The 16464-nt window shown below is 38.2% G+C and carries 13 protein-coding genes; 10 read left to right on the top strand and 3 right to left on the bottom strand.

Features of this window, described 5'->3' with window-relative positions; all coding sequences use genetic code 11:
• The first annotated feature begins 226 nt into the window (after positions 1 to 226).
• The 5 genes from CA2015_RS04680 to CA2015_RS04660 all read left to right on the top strand — a co-directional run bounded on the left by CA2015_RS04680 (position 227) and on the right by CA2015_RS04660 (position 4999).
• Positions 227 to 643, top strand: a complete 417-nt coding sequence (locus tag CA2015_RS04680; RefSeq protein ID WP_048640851.1) for an RrF2 family transcriptional regulator — start codon at positions 227 to 229, stop codon at positions 641 to 643.
• A gap of 129 nt (positions 644 to 772) precedes the next feature.
• Complete coding sequence (locus tag CA2015_RS04675; RefSeq protein ID WP_048640850.1) at positions 773 to 1501, top strand: phosphoadenylyl-sulfate reductase; 729 nt, start codon at positions 773 to 775, stop codon at positions 1499 to 1501.
• Between the two features lie 33 nt (positions 1502 to 1534).
• Positions 1535 to 3637 (top strand): HEPN domain-containing protein, encoded by a 2103-nt coding sequence (locus tag CA2015_RS04670; RefSeq protein WP_048640849.1) that lies wholly within the window; start codon positions 1535 to 1537, stop codon positions 3635 to 3637.
• On the top strand, positions 3634 to 4410 hold the full coding sequence (gene cobA, locus CA2015_RS04665; protein WP_048640848.1) for a uroporphyrinogen-III C-methyltransferase: 777 nt from the start codon (positions 3634 to 3636) through the stop codon (positions 4408 to 4410). The genes CA2015_RS04670 and cobA overlap by 4 nt, the downstream gene beginning before the upstream one ends.
• Positions 4411 to 4417: 7 nt before the next feature.
• A complete protein-coding gene (locus CA2015_RS04660; RefSeq protein WP_048640847.1) occupies positions 4418 to 4999 on the top strand; it encodes a precorrin-2 dehydrogenase/sirohydrochlorin ferrochelatase family protein in 582 nt (193 codons plus the stop codon).
• A gap of 940 nt (positions 5000 to 5939) precedes the next feature.
• On the opposite strand, the gene CA2015_RS04655 is transcribed toward CA2015_RS04660, so the two are convergent.
• Positions 5940 to 6179 carry a hypothetical protein gene (locus CA2015_RS04655; protein WP_048640846.1) on the bottom strand — a complete coding sequence of 80 codons (240 nt, stop codon included), beginning with the start codon at positions 6177 to 6179 and terminating at the stop codon, positions 5940 to 5942.
• Positions 6180 to 6558: 379 nt separating this feature from the next.
• Positions 6559 to 7791, bottom strand: a complete 1233-nt coding sequence (gene lysA / locus CA2015_RS04650; protein ID WP_048644356.1) for a diaminopimelate decarboxylase — start codon at positions 7789 to 7791, stop codon at positions 6559 to 6561.
• Positions 7792 to 7987: 196 nt separating this feature from the next.
• On the opposite strand from lysA, the gene CA2015_RS04645 reads away from it, so the two are divergent.
• The 5 genes from CA2015_RS04645 (at position 7988) to fumC (ending at position 13173) form a co-directional block, all read left to right on the top strand.
• Positions 7988 to 9703 carry a sensor histidine kinase gene (locus tag CA2015_RS04645; protein WP_048640845.1) on the top strand — a complete coding sequence of 572 codons (1716 nt, stop codon included), beginning with the start codon at positions 7988 to 7990 and terminating at the stop codon, positions 9701 to 9703.
• Positions 9700 to 10389, top strand: a complete 690-nt coding sequence (locus tag CA2015_RS04640; protein WP_048640844.1) for a response regulator transcription factor — start codon at positions 9700 to 9702, stop codon at positions 10387 to 10389. The genes CA2015_RS04645 and CA2015_RS04640 overlap by 4 nt, the downstream gene beginning before the upstream one ends.
• 233 nt (positions 10390 to 10622) lie before the next feature.
• Entirely contained in the window at positions 10623 to 11003 is a 381-nt protein-coding gene (locus CA2015_RS04635; RefSeq protein ID WP_048640843.1) for a RidA family protein, read from the top strand.
• Between the two features lie 28 nt (positions 11004 to 11031).
• On the top strand, positions 11032 to 11514 hold the full coding sequence (locus CA2015_RS04630; RefSeq protein WP_048640842.1) for a hypothetical protein: 483 nt from the start codon (positions 11032 to 11034) through the stop codon (positions 11512 to 11514).
• 258 nt (positions 11515 to 11772) lie between these two features.
• Positions 11773 to 13173 (top strand): class II fumarate hydratase, encoded by a 1401-nt coding sequence (gene fumC / locus CA2015_RS04625; protein ID WP_048640841.1) that lies wholly within the window; start codon positions 11773 to 11775, stop codon positions 13171 to 13173.
• Between the two features lie 288 nt (positions 13174 to 13461).
• On the opposite strand, the gene gcvP is transcribed toward fumC, so the two are convergent.
• Complete coding sequence (gene gcvP / locus CA2015_RS04620; RefSeq protein ID WP_048640840.1) at positions 13462 to 16350, bottom strand: aminomethyl-transferring glycine dehydrogenase; 2889 nt, start codon at positions 16348 to 16350, stop codon at positions 13462 to 13464.
• Positions 16351 to 16464: the final 114 nt, after the last annotated feature.

Here is a 16464-nt window from a genome sequence, read left to right as displayed (position 1 = left end):
ATCGTTTTATAGTCAGTCCATTTCTTGGCTTAAGAATAATTCTGCAATGCTGTAACTGCATTTGCGGAAGCTGATATTAAGAACAGCTATGAAGATTAGGATTTTGAAGTGATTTTATCAAGTAATTTAAAGTCCACTACTTATTTCGGGTTAAAGAGACCTGGGAAATTAATTTTTTATAGGAAAGTGATTATCTTTAATTCGGAGAAAACCTTTACAAAAACCCATGCTATCTAAAAAAACTAAATATGCCTTTCATGCTTTGACCTATTTGGGTAAACATAAGGAACAGGGAGCAGTGCCAATTCAGGAGATTTCTACCCACCACAATATTTCCCATAAGTTCTTGGAAAATATCCTGCTTGAATTAAAAAAAGCAGGGCTTTTGGGGAGTAAGAAAGGAAAAGGTGGAGGATATTACTTAATTAAATTACCCAGTGAAATCCGATTGTCTAAAATTATAAGGCTGCTCGACGGACCTATTGCACTATTGCCTTGCGTAAGTTTAAATTACTACGAGCCATGTGAGGAATGTGCCAGCCAAGAGAAGTGTGGCTTAAATATGGTGATGGCAGAAGTGAGGGATGAGACCCTTAAGATATTAGAAATGAAAACTTTACAAGATATATTGGAGCGAGAATAATTTTTTTCCATTTACTCTATAATATTTGTAGGTTTTGTGTACTTTTGTGTTTCCAGTAGACTGTATATGTCATAACTGGCTTAAAGGTAATTTTCTAACCCACAGTTACCTTCAGAAAAATGAAGCAATATGATTGAAGCAAGTGAAATTAAAGAGCTTACCCAAAGGATAGAAAAATTATCAATGGAGGAAGCAATGGGGCTTTTAGTGGATTTATTTCCAGGGGAGATTATTTTCTCCACCTCATTTGGACAAGAAGATCAGGTTATTACTCAGAAAATAGCGGCCAATAAATTCCCAATTGAGGTTTTTACTTTAGACACTGGAAGGTTGTTTTATGAGACTTATGATTTATGGTCTAGAACAATAGTAAAATATGGACTTTCTATAAAGCCGTTTTATCCAGAGACAGCGGCTGTGGAAGAACTTATTAGCACCAATGGTATTAATGGGTTTTATCAATCTGTAGAGAATAGAAAATCTTGTTGCTATGTGAGGAAGGTTGCGCCACTGAAACGAGCATTGAATGGTAAGAAAGTTTGGATTACTGGTCTAAGATCAGAGCAGAGTCCAAACCGACAAAATATGGACTTGCTTGAATGGGATGAAGGAAATCAAATTTTGAAATACAACCCTTTGTTGCATTGGACAATGGAGGACATGTTGGCCTATATTAAGGAGAAAAGCATTCCTTATAATACCCTTCATGACAAGGGCTTTGTTAGTATAGGTTGTGCGCCATGTACGCGCGCCATAATGCCGGGCGAGGATGCTCGTGCTGGAAGATGGTGGTGGGAGGCTTCTCACAAGGAATGTGGGCTGCATGAGCATAGAGCCACCGCTAATAAATCCCAATAAAATAGTAACAGCTACAATTGAAAAATATTTAAGATGCAAAGTTTCAGAACTGAAATAGAAAATCCGGTAGTAGAAAAAGAAATTCTTGAACTGGAGAAAAAAATAGCCCTGTTTCGCAACGGGAAAATTGATGAGGAAAAATTCAGAAGCCTTCGATTAGCACGTGGTATTTACGGGCAGCGTCAGGAAGGTGTTCAGATGATCAGGATAAAACTGCCTTATGGAAGGGTGACCTCCGGGAAATTGAATAGAATTTGTGATGTGTCAGAAAAGTACTCAACTGGTAGGTTGCACATTACTACGAGGCAAGATATTCAAATTCACTATGTCAGTATAGACAATACCCCAGAATTGTGGGCAGAGTTGGACCAAGATGATGTTACCATTAGAGAAGCTTGTGGCAATACCGTTAGAAATATTACTGCTTCAGAAACTGCAGGCATTGACCCTAAAGAGCCATTTGATGTGACTCCTTATGCCGATGCGGCATTTAAATATATGCTTAGAAATCCTGTAAGTCAGGAAATGGGCAGAAAATTTAAAATCAGTTTTTCATCAAGTGATGAAGATACCGCACTTTCTTATCTTCATGATCTAGGGTTTATTGCCAAGGTCAAGCAGGAAGGAAATGAGCAAATAAAAGGGTTTAAAGTATTGCTAGGAGGCGGACTAGGTTCACAGCCAAGGCATGCAGATGTTGTGCATGAGTTCTTGCCTACCGACCAAATCATACCTTTTATTGAAGGTGTAGTAAGGGTTTTTGACAGGCATGGGGAAAGAGCCAAGAGGATGAAAGCAAGGATGAAATTCCTTATCAATAGTCTTGGTGTGGACGAGTTTTTAAGGTTGGTAGATGAGGAGAAGCTAGCGCTTCCTTTTCAAACTTACCCAATCGATACTACGGAGTTTGATGCAGCTAGAGAATTGCCTAATCCTGTTGTTCCAGAGTTTACAGTTCCGGCAGATGAAGATTACAGACGTTGGAAATTGACCAATGTTTTGGATCAAAAACAAAAAGGTTATTTTTCTATAGGTGTCAAAGTTCACCTTGGAGATTTCTATATCAAAGAAGCCCGTCAATTGGCAGAGCTTGTTAAAAAATATGCCAGTGACGAGATACGTTTCACACTACGTCAAAATCTTTTGATAAGAGATGTGAAAGAAGAATTGATTCCTTTCTTTTATCAGGAATTGAAGAAATTGGGAATGGTCGATTACGGATACAATTCCGTTGGAGATATTACCGCTTGTCCTGGTACTGATACTTGTAACCTTGGCATAGCTAGTAGTACTGGCGCTGCTGTTGTGATGGAGAAAGTGATATTAGATGAGTATCCTGAATTTTTATTCAACAAAAATCTAAATATAAAAATCTCCGGATGTATGAATGCCTGTGGTCAGCACAATATGGCTTCTATAGGCTTTCAGGGGATGTCCATGAAAGTTGGTAAAGCTGTTTTACCTGCACTTCAGGTATTGCTTGGTGGAGCTACTTTTGGTGATGGAAAAGGAAAGTTTGCAGATAAAGTTATCAAGGTGCCAAGTAAAAGAGGGCCACAAGCCTTGCGCGCACTTCTTGATGATTTCAAATCTGGAGCAGAAAAAGAAGAAAACTACGCGGCTTATTACGAGCGTAAAGGACAGATGTATTTTTATGAAATACTAAAACCTTTTGCAGGTACTGATAACATTACAGAAAGCGATTTTGTAGATTGGGGAAATGATGAAGCTTATGTCAAAGCCATAGGTGTAGGAGAATGTGCTGGAGTGGTTATTGATTTGGTGTCCACCTTATTGTTGGAGGCCAGAGAAAAGTTGGCTGATGCAGAAGACAGTTTGAAAGCAGGAAAATGGTCTGATGGAATTTATCAAACCTATACAAGCATGATGAATGCTGGGAAAGCAATCCTTACAGCTGAAGGAGTTAATACCAATAGCTTTGCCAATCTTGTAATTGAATTTGACAAACAATTTACCGAAACAGGTAAAATCAATCTTTCTGCCTCTTTTTCGGATTTGGTTTATCAGCTTAAAGAAAACCAACCGTCAGAAGCTTTTGCTTTGGCATATTATAAAATCGCCGAACAAGTGTTTGAAGCAATCAGCGAATATAGAGCAAAAGAAGTACATGCATGATGAATGAGATTAGACCAAGAGTTACCCTGGTAGGTGCTGGTCCTGGTGATCCGGAATTGATAACTTTAAAGGGAGTTCTGGCATTAAATAAGGCAGATGTTGTCCTTTATGATGCGCTGATAGATGTTTCCTTGTTGAATCATGCGCCCGATAAAGCCCTTAAGATATTTGTAGGGAAACGCAATGGAAGCCGTCAAAATCCGCAGGAGGAGACAAATAAAATGTGTGTGTACTATGCCAAAAAATTTGGACATGTAGTACGGCTCAAAGGAGGGGATCCATTTGTGTTTGGCAGAGGGGCAGAAGAGCTTGATTATATTCAGCAGTTTGGAATAAAAGCTGATGTGGTCCCTGGCATTTCTTCCACAGTGGCCGTTCCGGCTGCTGCGGGAATTCCTGTCACTAAGAGAGGTGTCTCAGAAAGTTATTGGGTGATAACAGGAACAACTTCTAATGGTGAATTGTCCAGGGATTTACTGTTGGCCAGTCAATCCAAAGCTACAGTGGTCTTGCTAATGGGTACCAAGAAGTTGGAAGAAATAGTCCGTATTTATGAGGAGCAGGGTTTTACTGACAAAGCCATTGCCATCATAGAACGTGGAACCACAAGGGATGAGAAAATCGTTGCAGGAACCATCGCAGACATAGAAAAGAAAGCACATCAGGATAAAGTTGGTGCGCCCGCCATTATCATCATTGGTGATGTGGTCCGAGAAAGCCCTAAGTTAAGGGCTGTATATGAGGCTGTAGTATATGAAAATAAATTGAATTGAATATACAATGAATGAATTGTACCCGGTTTTCCTAAAAGTACATCAATTGGAAACTTTATTGGTTGGTGCCGGGAATGTTGGTTTGGAAAAATTGACGTTTCTCTTGAAATCAAGTCCCAATGCCAAAGTTACGATTGTCTCCAAAGATTTTCTAAAGGAGATCGTTACAATAGCCAAAGACAATTCCAATATCAAAATGGTGCAAGATGCTTACAATGACGAGTATTTAAATGAAAAGCACCTGGTGATCGCTGCTACGGATGACAAAGAAGTAAACAAAAAAGTCTACCATGATGCGAAAAAGTGTTACCTCCTGGTAAATGTAGCAGATACGCCAGAATATTGCGATTTTTATTTAGGAGGGATTGTAACGAAAGGGAATATTAAAATTGGCATAAGTACCAATGGAAAAAGCCCCACCACCGCCAAAAGGTTAAGGCAGCTATTTGAAGAGATCATTCCCGATGATATCAATGAAATGGTAGAGAATATCAATAAATACCGGGATACTTTAAAGGGGGACTTTGAGGAAAAAGTAGATGCTTTAAATAAACTAACGGTTGGATTGATGAAAAAAAATAAGGAATGAACAAATAAAAAAGGGGTGGTTAGCCCCTTTTTATTTGTTCATTTTTTAAATCACTAATGTAGGATTTTAATAATTTTAATTTTTCCTCCTCACTCAGTCTTAAATCAGACTGTAGGAGCCTGTTGATGTTCCTGTACATGGGTTTTTTTGGTTATTTGTAGAATTAAATATACTGTTTTTTTGAATACAAAACCATTATTACAATTATTTTTTATGGGTTCATAGTGCTTAGAGCAAGATTTTTTGCCTTTTTCAGGAGATGTTCTCAGTCGGACTTGAATTTGATATTTTGCAATTGTTACAGCGTTAGTTTTCTTGTTAATTGATATAGGGAATGCGAAATGTTGCTATAAATTGAGAAGCTTTCCGAAGTAGGAACCGTATTCTTCTTAGGTTATGTAAGCCCGAAATAGGCATTCTATTATGTGGTGGAATCATTTCAAAATCAGTTGCTTCCTTGCTGTTTCCAGACTTTCTTAAGGCTAAACAGGTTTGCCATAACGGAACTTACTCAGTCTTAAATAACATGATTTTATGAAGTTAAATTCCATACTGATGGAGCTGTGGAATTGTAATCAAAACTTGAGGGGATAGGTTAAGTTTTGAAATAAAGTCAATATCATTGGGAAAGATAGAAAAGGATTGTCTGTTGAAATTTGGATGGCAAACCATACAGAAGCCATAAAATGAATTTTTCAGAATATTAAATTTCCGAAACGATCATTTTATGGCTTCTGTGAAAAAATAATTTAATTATTAAAAAGTGAATACTTGCTGTTTACAGATTTTACTTTTCTTTTCGTCCGTTTGACGTTTTGAAGGATTTAAATAAAACAAAAGAGGTTCTGTTGCTTATCTAAAACTTAAAAAATGCTTTTTAAGAATGAATTCTAGTTCTGTGATTAAAAATTTAATAGGTCGCCCTACCATACACCTAAGATCATAAGCCAATGGCATGATCGGAATCTAACAATTCTATATAATCACCGAAGTAACTGTTGAATGTTGTTATTAGATTGTTTAGGTCTCCGCTTTGCATCTCTTGCTGAATTTTAAGAGTATCCATTCCCAATGCTTCACTCAATGTTTCCGCATATTCCAAAAGGTCCTCTCCAATGTTCCCATTGTTTCGTTGATCCAGATGGACCTGCATTATTGCCTTTGTTTTGGACGCCATCATTTATTTTAATTTTAAAAGTTAGTTAAATAAGTCTCTTTATCTTAATAGTAGTTAATCTATAAGGTTTTCAAAAAAAACTATCGTTTCAGATAAAGAATTTTGTTTTATAAAAGTCATTTTATGTAATTCAATTTTTGAAATATTATTTTATGTTATTGAAATACAGTTAAATGAAATCCTCGTTAGCTGTTATATTTTGATAAATAATAGAATTAATTCCGAATTTGCAAATGGAGCTAAATAATAATTTGTTGTAAGGATTAGAGGATTTTACCAAGTTTTGTTTGGTGGGTTTAAAAATGAATTTTCTATTAGGTATTTTGGAAAAAATAACAAAAAAGTAAAAAACAAAAGGGGCAAATTATTTTTGCCCCTTTTGTTAAAAATCTACAGAAATTTGATTTCTGAGTATATCGTCCATGGTTTCTCTCTTTCGTATAAGGTGATCCTTGCCGTTTAAAATTAACACTTCGGCTGGTCTAAACCTGGAATTGTAATTGGAGGACATGCTATAGCCATAAGCACCAGCATTTTTTATTGCAATAATATCCCCTTCTTTTACTTCTTTTAATTTGCGGTCAGCAGCAATTGTATCTGTTTCACAAATATAACCTACAATTGTATAGACTCTTTCCGGTCCATCAAGTTTTGAGATGTTAACCACACTGTGGTAAGCATCATACATCATAGGTCTCAATAAATGATTGAGGCCTGAATTTACGCCTACAAATGTGGTGGCGGGAGTAGGCTTAACCACATTTGCTTTGGTGAGTAAGTAACCACATTCACTAACCAAAAACTTACCGGGTTCAAACCATATTTCCAATTCCCTACCGTATTCTTTGCAGAAGGTCTTAAAAGCTGCTGAAACTTTCCTCCCTACATCTTGGATGTCTGTGGTGATGTCTCCTTCTTTATAGGCAACTTTAAATCCACCTCCAAAATCCAGAAAAGCCAAATCATGAAATTCTCTGGCTGCATCGAAAAGAATCTCTGCTCCTTTAAGGAAGACCTCAGCATCAAGAATGTCAGAGCCGGTATGTACATGTAGCCCAATTACATTAAGCTCATAGGCCTGAACTACTTTAAGGATATGTTTTAATTGGAGGATAGAAATTCCAAATTTACTGTCAATATGGCCAACAGAAATTTTGGCATTGCCGCCAGCTAATATATGTGGGTTTAAACGGATGCAAATGGGAACAGAAGACCCATACTCAGTACCGAAGTGCTCTAACATAGGGATACTGTCTATATTTACCATCACGCCAAAAGCGACTGCTTGCTTGATCTCATCAAAATCCACGCAATTTGGTGTGTACATGATTTCTTCTGGAGAGAATCCTACATGTAGGCAAAGTTTTATCTCTTCTACAGAGACTGCATCCACACCAGTGCCCGCCTTTTTCATCAATTTTAGAATATTGATATTTGAAAGTGCCTTGGTAGCATATTTTATTTTCATCTTTACATCCGAAAAAGCTTGATTTAAAGCTTCTATTTGATGCAAGATTTTAGCTCCATCGTAAACATAAACAGGACTTCCGTATTTTTGGGCGATATCCAGTAAGGGGATTTCCCCTATGCAATATTGTTGATTTTTGATTTCCATCGCTTTTGATTTAGCAGGCAAAGATATATAAAGGATGTTAAAGTTAAAATCCAAAAGAGATAAGTCGTTCGGAAAAGGAAATTTGATGGATTTTTAAGGGTTATAAAAAGGCCATAGAATAAATTAATCCCGGGTGCTTTGTGTTAAAAAAAGTTAAGGATATGATTTAGAGGAGGATATCATTTAGATTTGTAATATGTCAAAAACGAGTATAAAGATCATTGTCTTTTTAATGTCCCTGGCAAGTTTAGGTTTGATAGGCTTTCAATTTTATTGGGTAGGAAACGTACTTAAAATTAATGAGGCGCGTTTTGAGCAAAATGTATTTCAAGCCCTTTCTTCTACTTCAGAGCGCATCGAAAAAGGAGAAGCCAGCGATATACTTTTGAGCTCCCTAGCGAGGGATACCATTTTTCAGAAAGCTTTATTGGAACCCATTGAGCCTATTCAGGTTCAAGTCAGAAGAAGAAAAGTAGCCGTTAATAGGCCGTCTGTGTTGGATTCAATGTTTGATCAGCCCATACCTCAAATTTCGCCGACTTTCCGAAAATTAATTGCAAGCAGGGAAGGGGATCTTAATAGCTTTAGCCAGATCGAAAAATATTTTAACATGTCTCCTAAAGTGGCTTCCAGTCTTTTTACTCCAGATGAATTGGCCATTTTGCTTGCCGAAAAAGAGCGGCACCTACAATTTTTGAGTGAGCAGGATCAAAAATTGAGCAAGCGTCAGTATGCCAACAGGCGACAAAATTATATTATAGAAGAACTTAACGTGTCCCGGAATGTGGCAGAAAGCATAGTTAAAGCCAATATGAAAATTGAGCTTGTGGAGGTTGTGATCCATCAATTGTTGTCTCAGGGAAATCAGAATATTCTAAATCGGCTGGATACAGCTATGGTCAGGAAAGAGGTGATGGGGCAATTAATAAATAGAAATATTGATCAGCCCTTCGAACTGGGTATTGTTGATAATAGAAATCAAATAATTGGAATAGGTCCCGTAGCAGATTTAGAATTTTTGAATGAACATGGTATAAAAGCCGAGCTTTTCCCAAGCGATTTATTGGGAATGGAGAACTTCTTAGTGATCTATTTCCCTGAAAAACAGAATTACTTAATGCGCCAAGTGTTTTTACCATTGGCAAGTTCTTTGGTTTTTATGTGCATCATTATTATTTGCTTTGTTTATGCCATTAAGGTCATTATTCGTCAGAAGAAAATCTCTGACATAAAAAATGACTTTATTAACAATATGACGCATGAGTTCAAGACACCAATATCAACAGTAAGTTTGGCGGTAGAAGCTTTGCAGGATCCCGACTTATTTGGAGAGAAAGCCTTACGAAAGCGGTACCTGAACATTATAAAAGATGAAAACATCAGGCTTGGGAAGCAAGTAGAACAAGTTCTTCATGCAGCAGCCCTTGAAAAGAAAGATTTCAACCTGAAATTTGAAACGATAGACCTTAGAAAGCTCATTGAAGAAACCAAAAAGCATTTTGAGTTATTGGTGGAAAATAGAGGGGGAACGATCACTAGTGAATATTCACTAATTACAGGTCACTTAGAGGCAGATGTTTTTCATTTGAATAATATTGTTAATAATTTGCTGGACAATGCCAACAAGTATTCCAAAAATGCCCCTCAGATAAAAATTATTGTAAAGGAAAGTCAAACTGACTTTACCATTTCGATAATAGATAAGGGTATAGGAATCAGTAAAGAAGCACAAAAAAAAATATTTGATAAATTCTATAGAGTGCCAACTGGTAATTTACATGATGTCAAAGGTTTCGGATTGGGACTTTCTTATGTCAAGACCATGGTGGAGGCTCACAAAGGAACTATAAAATTGGATAGCGAGCCTGGACAGGGTACCGTATTTACAATAAATTTACCCAAGAAAAAATGAGCAAGATCAAAATTTTATTGGTAGAAGATGACCCCAACTTGGGTGATATATTAAAAGACTATCTTGGTGTGAAAGGCTTTGATGTCATATTGTGTAGAGATGGGGAAGAGGGATGGAACAAGTACAAAAAGGATTACTATCAGTTGTGTTTGCTGGATGTGATGATGCCTATAAAGGATGGATTTACGCTTGGAAAAGAGATAAGAAAGGTGGAGGAGAATATCCCCATTATCTACCTCACAGCTAAGAATATGAAAGAGGATGTAATTCAAGGCTTCCGAATTGGTGCCGATGATTATATTACCAAGCCATTCAGCATGGAGGAATTGCTAATGAGGATCAATGCGATTTTAAGAAGGACAAACCAACAAGGGGAAAAGACCATTTTGAAGTCCTACAAATTTGGTAATTTTATATTGCATTACGACAAGCAGTTGCTGGAAGGACCACAAGGAACCAATAAACTCACCTCTAAAGAGAATGAATTGCTCCGTTTATTGGCTTCTTCATTAAATGAAAATGTTAGTCGCTCTTTTGCATTAAAGCAAATCTGGGGAGATGACAGTTATTTCAATGCGCGAAGCATGGATGTCTACCTAAGTAAAATACGAAAGTTATTGAAAACGGATGAATCTGTGCAGATCATCACTTTGCATGGAGAAGGCTTTAAGTTGGTGGCGAACTAATCACTTGTTTTAACTCATAATAGACAAACTAATTTGCGCTAAAATCACCTTAAAGTCTGTTGCTTTATTGTTGTTTGTGTGGCTGAATGGCAATACCATGCCTTGGCTTTAAATACAACTGGTTTTTTTGAGACTATTCCCTGATCGGATATACGACACAGGCATACTTATCCCTTTTGCAAAATCCGCGTATAAAGTTTAATTTGTAATCAATTTAATACCTAAATTATAAAATGGACAAAGAAATCATCAACTCTCAGGAGGCACCAGCCCCAATAGGGCCTTATAGCCAGGCGGTAAAAGCCAATGGAATGCTATTTGTCTCCGGGCAAATAGCTCTTGATGCGGATTCAGGGGAAATACTAAATTCAAACATAACTGAAGAGACCCATGCAGTCATGAAAAATCTTGAAGCAATTCTAAGAGCTTCAGGGCTTACTTTTTTGAATGTAGTAAAGTGCAGTATTTTTGTTAAAAATATGGGGGATTTTGCTACCATCAATGAGGCCTATGGGCAATATTTTAAAACAAACCCTCCTGCCAGAGAGACGGTGGAAGTAAGTCGCTTGCCAAAAGATGTACAGGTGGAAATTTCCTGTATAGCAGTTCTGTAAAATTTCAGCCTACTTAGTTTGTTGCAATATGGTGAGACTGGTTCCTAACTATAGTGAAACATTTGTGACCACCTTGGGAAGTAAAGAGGTGATGGATAGGGTTGAACTTATTACTAAAAGTATTAACTACCTGGACGAAACAAATTACCTGCCCAAAAGTAAAACAGTATTTTTTAACGGCAATATAGAAGAGAACAGTTTTAGAATATCAAAAATTATAGACAGGGCAGATAGTTTTCTGCCTTTAATCAAAGGGGAAATAGCCCCGTTGTCTAAAGGCTGTCTGGTCTCTTTGAATTATTCGTTTTTTCCAGGAGCCTCCTTTTTCTTGGGTTTTTGGGCAGTGATTTCATTTGGCTTGACCGTTTTGTTTCTAGCGGTGGTCCAGGACTGGAAATTGGCCCTTTTATGTTTTCTGGTGGGCTTGGGGAATTATGGTTTTGCCTGTTCTTATTTTAAAAGAAAAGTAAGGGAAAGCCAGGTGCTTTTTCATGAACTGATGAAGTTGTAGTTTATACCTATTTTTATTTTGGCCATTTGTCAAGCTAAGTTTAAACAGGATTTAGCCTACTTTCGAGTTTGAAAAGAAAGCGCTTAAAGTGCCCTATTAAAAGAATTTCCGACCGAAATACATTGTCTATTGCCTGTTTCAGGTTAATGGCGAATTTAATTTGCATTAAGAATTTCTTCTTGCTTTATGGATTATGCCTGACCTGTCGTATTTTAGCAGAATAATTAGTCAATTTATAAATTATCAATACATATTATAATGGAATACAGGATAGAGAAAGATACCATGGGGCCAGTAGAGGTGCCAGCCGATAAATACTGGGGTGCTCAAACCCAAAGATCTGTTAATAATTTTAAAATTGGTGGTGTGAAACACCAAATGCCTTTGGAGATCATTCACGCTTTTGCCATTCTAAAGAAATCTGCTGCCAAGACCAATGCCGAGTTGGGGGTTTTGAGTCCGGAGAAAGCAGACATAATTAGCCAAACTTGTGATGAGATCCTTGAGGGAAAACTTGATGATCAATTTCCTCTTGTTGTATGGCAAACAGGTTCAGGCACCCAGTCCAATATGAATGTTAACGAGGTAGTGGCTTATCGTTCTCATGTGCTATTGGGTGGGAGTTTACAGGATGAAAAGAAGAAAATTCATCCCAATGATGATGTGAACAAGTCCCAGTCCTCCAATGACACCTTTCCAACGGCCATGCATATTGCATCCTATAAAATGGTGGCAGAGACTACCCTGCCAGGAGTTAAAAAACTTAGGGATACACTTCAGGCTAAATCTGAGGAATTTATGGCAGTGGTCAAAATTGGGAGAACCCACTTTATGGATGCTACTCCATTGACCCTTGGACAAGAGTTTTCTGGGTATGTGGCGCAGTTGAATCATGCCATTAAGGCGATAGAAAACACCCTTCCTCATTTGTCTGAGTTGGCATTAGGAGGTACAGCTGTAGGAACAGGACTGAATACACCCAATGGTTATGCCAAGTTGGTAGCAGAGAAAATCGCTCACTTTTCTGGAAATCCTTTTATTACTGCACCCAATAAGTTTGAAGCTTTGGCAGCGCATGATGCCATCGTTGAAACTCATGGGGCATTAAAACAGTTGGCTGTAAGCCTTATGAAAATCGCCAATGATGTAAGAATGTTGTCTTCCGGCCCAAGGTCTGGAATTGGTGAAATCCTTATTCCTGAAAATGAGCCAGGCTCTTCTATTATGCCAGGAAAAGTAAATCCTACTCAAGTAGAAGCCATGACCATGGTTTGCGCGCAAGTAATAGGCAATGATACAGCAGTTTCTGTAGGAGGCATGAGTGGTCAGTTTGAACTCAATGTATTCAAGCCAATGATGGTGAATAATTTACTAAACTCCGCCAGACTATTAGGAGATGCTTGTGTTTCTTTTACGGACAATTGTGTGGTAGGAATTGAGCCTAATATTCCATTTATAAAAAGGCATCTTGAAAACAGCCTGATGCTGGTTACTGCGCTTAACCCACATATCGGTTATGAAAATGCAGCTAAAATAGCCAAGAAAGCACATAAGGAAGGTACTAGCTTGAGAGAGGCAGCGATCTCCCTTGAGTTATTGACCAACGAACAATTTGACGAATGGGTGAAACCTGAAAACATGACAGGAAGTTTAAAATAAATGTTACTAGAAAAAGTAAAAACCCCAATTAGCTATAGCAAATTGGGGTTTTTACTTTTTAGACCTTAGGTTTTTAAACCCGAAATATGCAATAGACAATCTATTACGTGCTGAAATCGCTTCAAAATCAGCCACTTCGTTGCTGTTTGGATATTTCACCATAGCGGTGCTATGCTAAAATATCCAAACAGACTGATTTTCTTGCTATTGCAACACTTCCCGTAAACACGGGACAGGCTTCACCCCTGACTATTGTCAGGACGGAGAAATCCTATTACATAATCCGGGTTAAACTTCCTCAGTTGAAAATTCAGATGTAGGAATACAACTGCACATTAGATTACGGTCACCATAGGCCGCATCAATTCTTCCAACAGATGGCCAAAACTTGCTCTCTTTGACAAAAGGCAAAGGATAAGCAGCTTTTTCTCTACTATAAGGGAAATCCCAGTTGTCGGAGATAATGATTGCCGCCGTGTGTGGTGCATTCTTCAATACATTAGAGGACTTGTCAGCAATTCCTTCTACTACCTCTCTAATCTCTTGACGAATGGAAAGCATTGCATCGCAAAATCTATCCAACTCTTCTTTTGATTCTGACTCTGTAGGTTCCACCATAAGTGTACCCGGTACAGGGAAAGAAACGGTAGGAGCATGAAAGCCATAATCCATTAGTCTTTTTGCTATGTCTTCTACTTCTACCCCAAATTCTTTAAATGACCTACAATCGAGGATCATTTCATGTGCTGCTCGTCCATTAGTGCCTGTATATAGGATAGGGAAATCAGATTCAAGACGCTTTTTAATATAATTGGCGTTTAGAATGGCTACTTTGGTGGCTTTGGACAAGCCTTCCTCTCCCATCATAGCGATGTATGCATAAGGGATAGGTAGGATGCTTGCACTACCGAAAGGAGCAGCAGATATTGGGGTGATGGCAGCAGTTCCTCCAGTTTTAACAAAAGGATTTCCAGGAAGAAAAGGAACCAAGTGCTTGGTTACACATATTGGTCCTATACCTGGTCCACCTCCGCCGTGAGGAATGCAAAAGGTTTTGTGGAGGTTAAGGTGGCAAACATCAGCGCCAATCATTCCAGGACTGGTAAGTCCTACCTGGGCATTCATATTTGCTCCATCCATGTAAACCTGTCCACCATACTCATGTACAAGGTCACAGATCTCTCTGATGGCTTCTTCAAATACACCATGTGTAGATGGATAAGTAACCATAAGGGCTGCAAGTTGGTCTTTGTGAGCTGCCGCTTTTTCCTTGAAAGCTGGTACATCTATATTTCCTTTCTCATCGCATGGGATGATCACCACTTTCATGCCTGCCATAACCGCAGAAGCGGGATTAGTTCCATGTGCAGATGAAGGTATAAGGACAACGTTTCTAAACTCTTCGTTACGACTTTGGTGATAGGCACGTATTACCATCAGGCCTGCATATTCTCCTTGAGCACCTGAATTGGGCTGTAGGGAAGTATCAGCAAATCCAGTGATTTCGCTTAACCAATTGCGTAGATCTTGGAACATTTCATAATAACCCGCAGCCTGATTCTGTGGAGCAAATGGGTGTAGTTGACCAATTTCCGGCCAGGTGACTGGGATCATTTCCGTTGTTGCATTGAGCTTCATGGTGCACGATCCCAAAGAGATCATTGAGTGCACCAAAGAAAGATCTTTGTTCTCCAGTTTTTTTAGATAACGTAGCATTTCATGCTCCGAATGGTATTTTTGGAATACCTCATGTTCAAGGTATTTGGACTCACGTTCTAGGCTTGAAGGAATGGTAGATTCAATCTGACTAGGAATTTCAGGAATTTCCAGTTGAAGTTTATTCGTGGATTTTGCAAACACTTCAAAGATTTCAACAACATCTTGTCTTGTTTTTGCTTGGTCAAAACTTAATAAAATATAGTTGTTTTCATACCTGAAGTTAAGTTTCTTAGACAAAGCAAAAGCACGAATTTTTTCTTTCTGTACTTCATCTACATTTATGCGTATGGTGTCGAAGTAAGCTTCATTTACCTGTTCGAAGCCCAATAGTTTTAGCCATTCTGCAGTCATTACAGCAAGTCCGTGAGTACGTGAAGCAATTGCCTTAAGCCCCTTTGGTCCGTGGTAAACAGCATACATGCCCGCCATTACGGCTAGTAAAACCTGTGCAGTACAAATATTGGAAGTGGCTCTTTCTCTTTTGATATGTTGTTCTCTTGTCTGCAAGGCCATCCTATAAGCATTATTACCTGACTTGTCCACAGATACGCCTATAATTCTACCCGGTATTTGTCTTTTGTAGGCTTCCTTTGTGGCGAAAAATGCGGCATGTGGTCCACCAAATCCCATAGGAATACCAAATCTCTGCGTACTTCCTATGACTACATCAGCCCCCATTTCTCCGGGAGGTTTAAGCAAGGTAAGGCTTAAAAGATCGGTGCTAAAAGCAGTGGAAACTTCATTTTCTTTGGCAGATGCTACCAAGCCATTGTAATTAATAACCTCGCCATCAGAATTGGGGTACTGTAACAATACACCGAATAAGTCTGGGTCGGTCAGATCAAGGTCAGATAAAGGTCCAATTTTTAAGGCTATTCCTACAGGGGAAGCTCTGGTTTTTAATACCTCTTTTGTCTGTTCAAAGACCTTTTCATCAATAAAAAAAGTAGTCGCTTTTTTCTTGCTTCTTCCTTTGCTGGCGTACAGCATGGTCATTGCTTCTGCTGCGGCTGTTCCCTCATCAAGTAAAGAGGCATTGGCCAACTCCATTCCAGTAAGTTCACTGACCATGGTCTGAAAATTAATCAATGCTTCCAATCTTCCTTGTGCAATTTCAGCTTGATAAGGCGTGTAAGCAGTGTACCATCCTGGGTTCTCTAGGATGTTTCGCTGAATTACTCCTGGTAGCAGTGTATCATAATATCCTAAACCAATATAAGATTTGAAAATTTGGTTTTTACCTACGGTAGCCTTAAAAGATTTTAGAAATAAATTTTCAGATAGTGGAGGAGGGAGTTGTAGGGGATGTTTTAATCGGATGTTCTGCGGGATGGTTTCATCTATTAATGTTTCTAAAGAGTCTACTCTTATTGTTTTGAGCATGGCCTGAAGATCCTTTTCAGAAGGTGAAATATGTCTATTTCTAAATTTTTCGGATGAAGCGAGATTGATTTTCATAAAAAGATAAAATATGATTAATTTTGGCCAGGCCAATGTATCTTGTAACAGCTTGCAAAGTTAAAAATATTAGCTGATTTAGGTATTTAATTCACGCTTAAATATCTTCTTATT

Origin of the sequence: Cyclobacterium amurskyense, from assembly GCF_001050135.1 — a bacterium.
In the GTDB taxonomy this organism is placed as follows: domain Bacteria; phylum Bacteroidota; class Bacteroidia; order Cytophagales; family Cyclobacteriaceae; genus Cyclobacterium; species Cyclobacterium amurskyense.
Note: the sequence above shows the minus strand (reverse complement) of the source record. Positions and strands in the feature narration are given on the sequence as shown.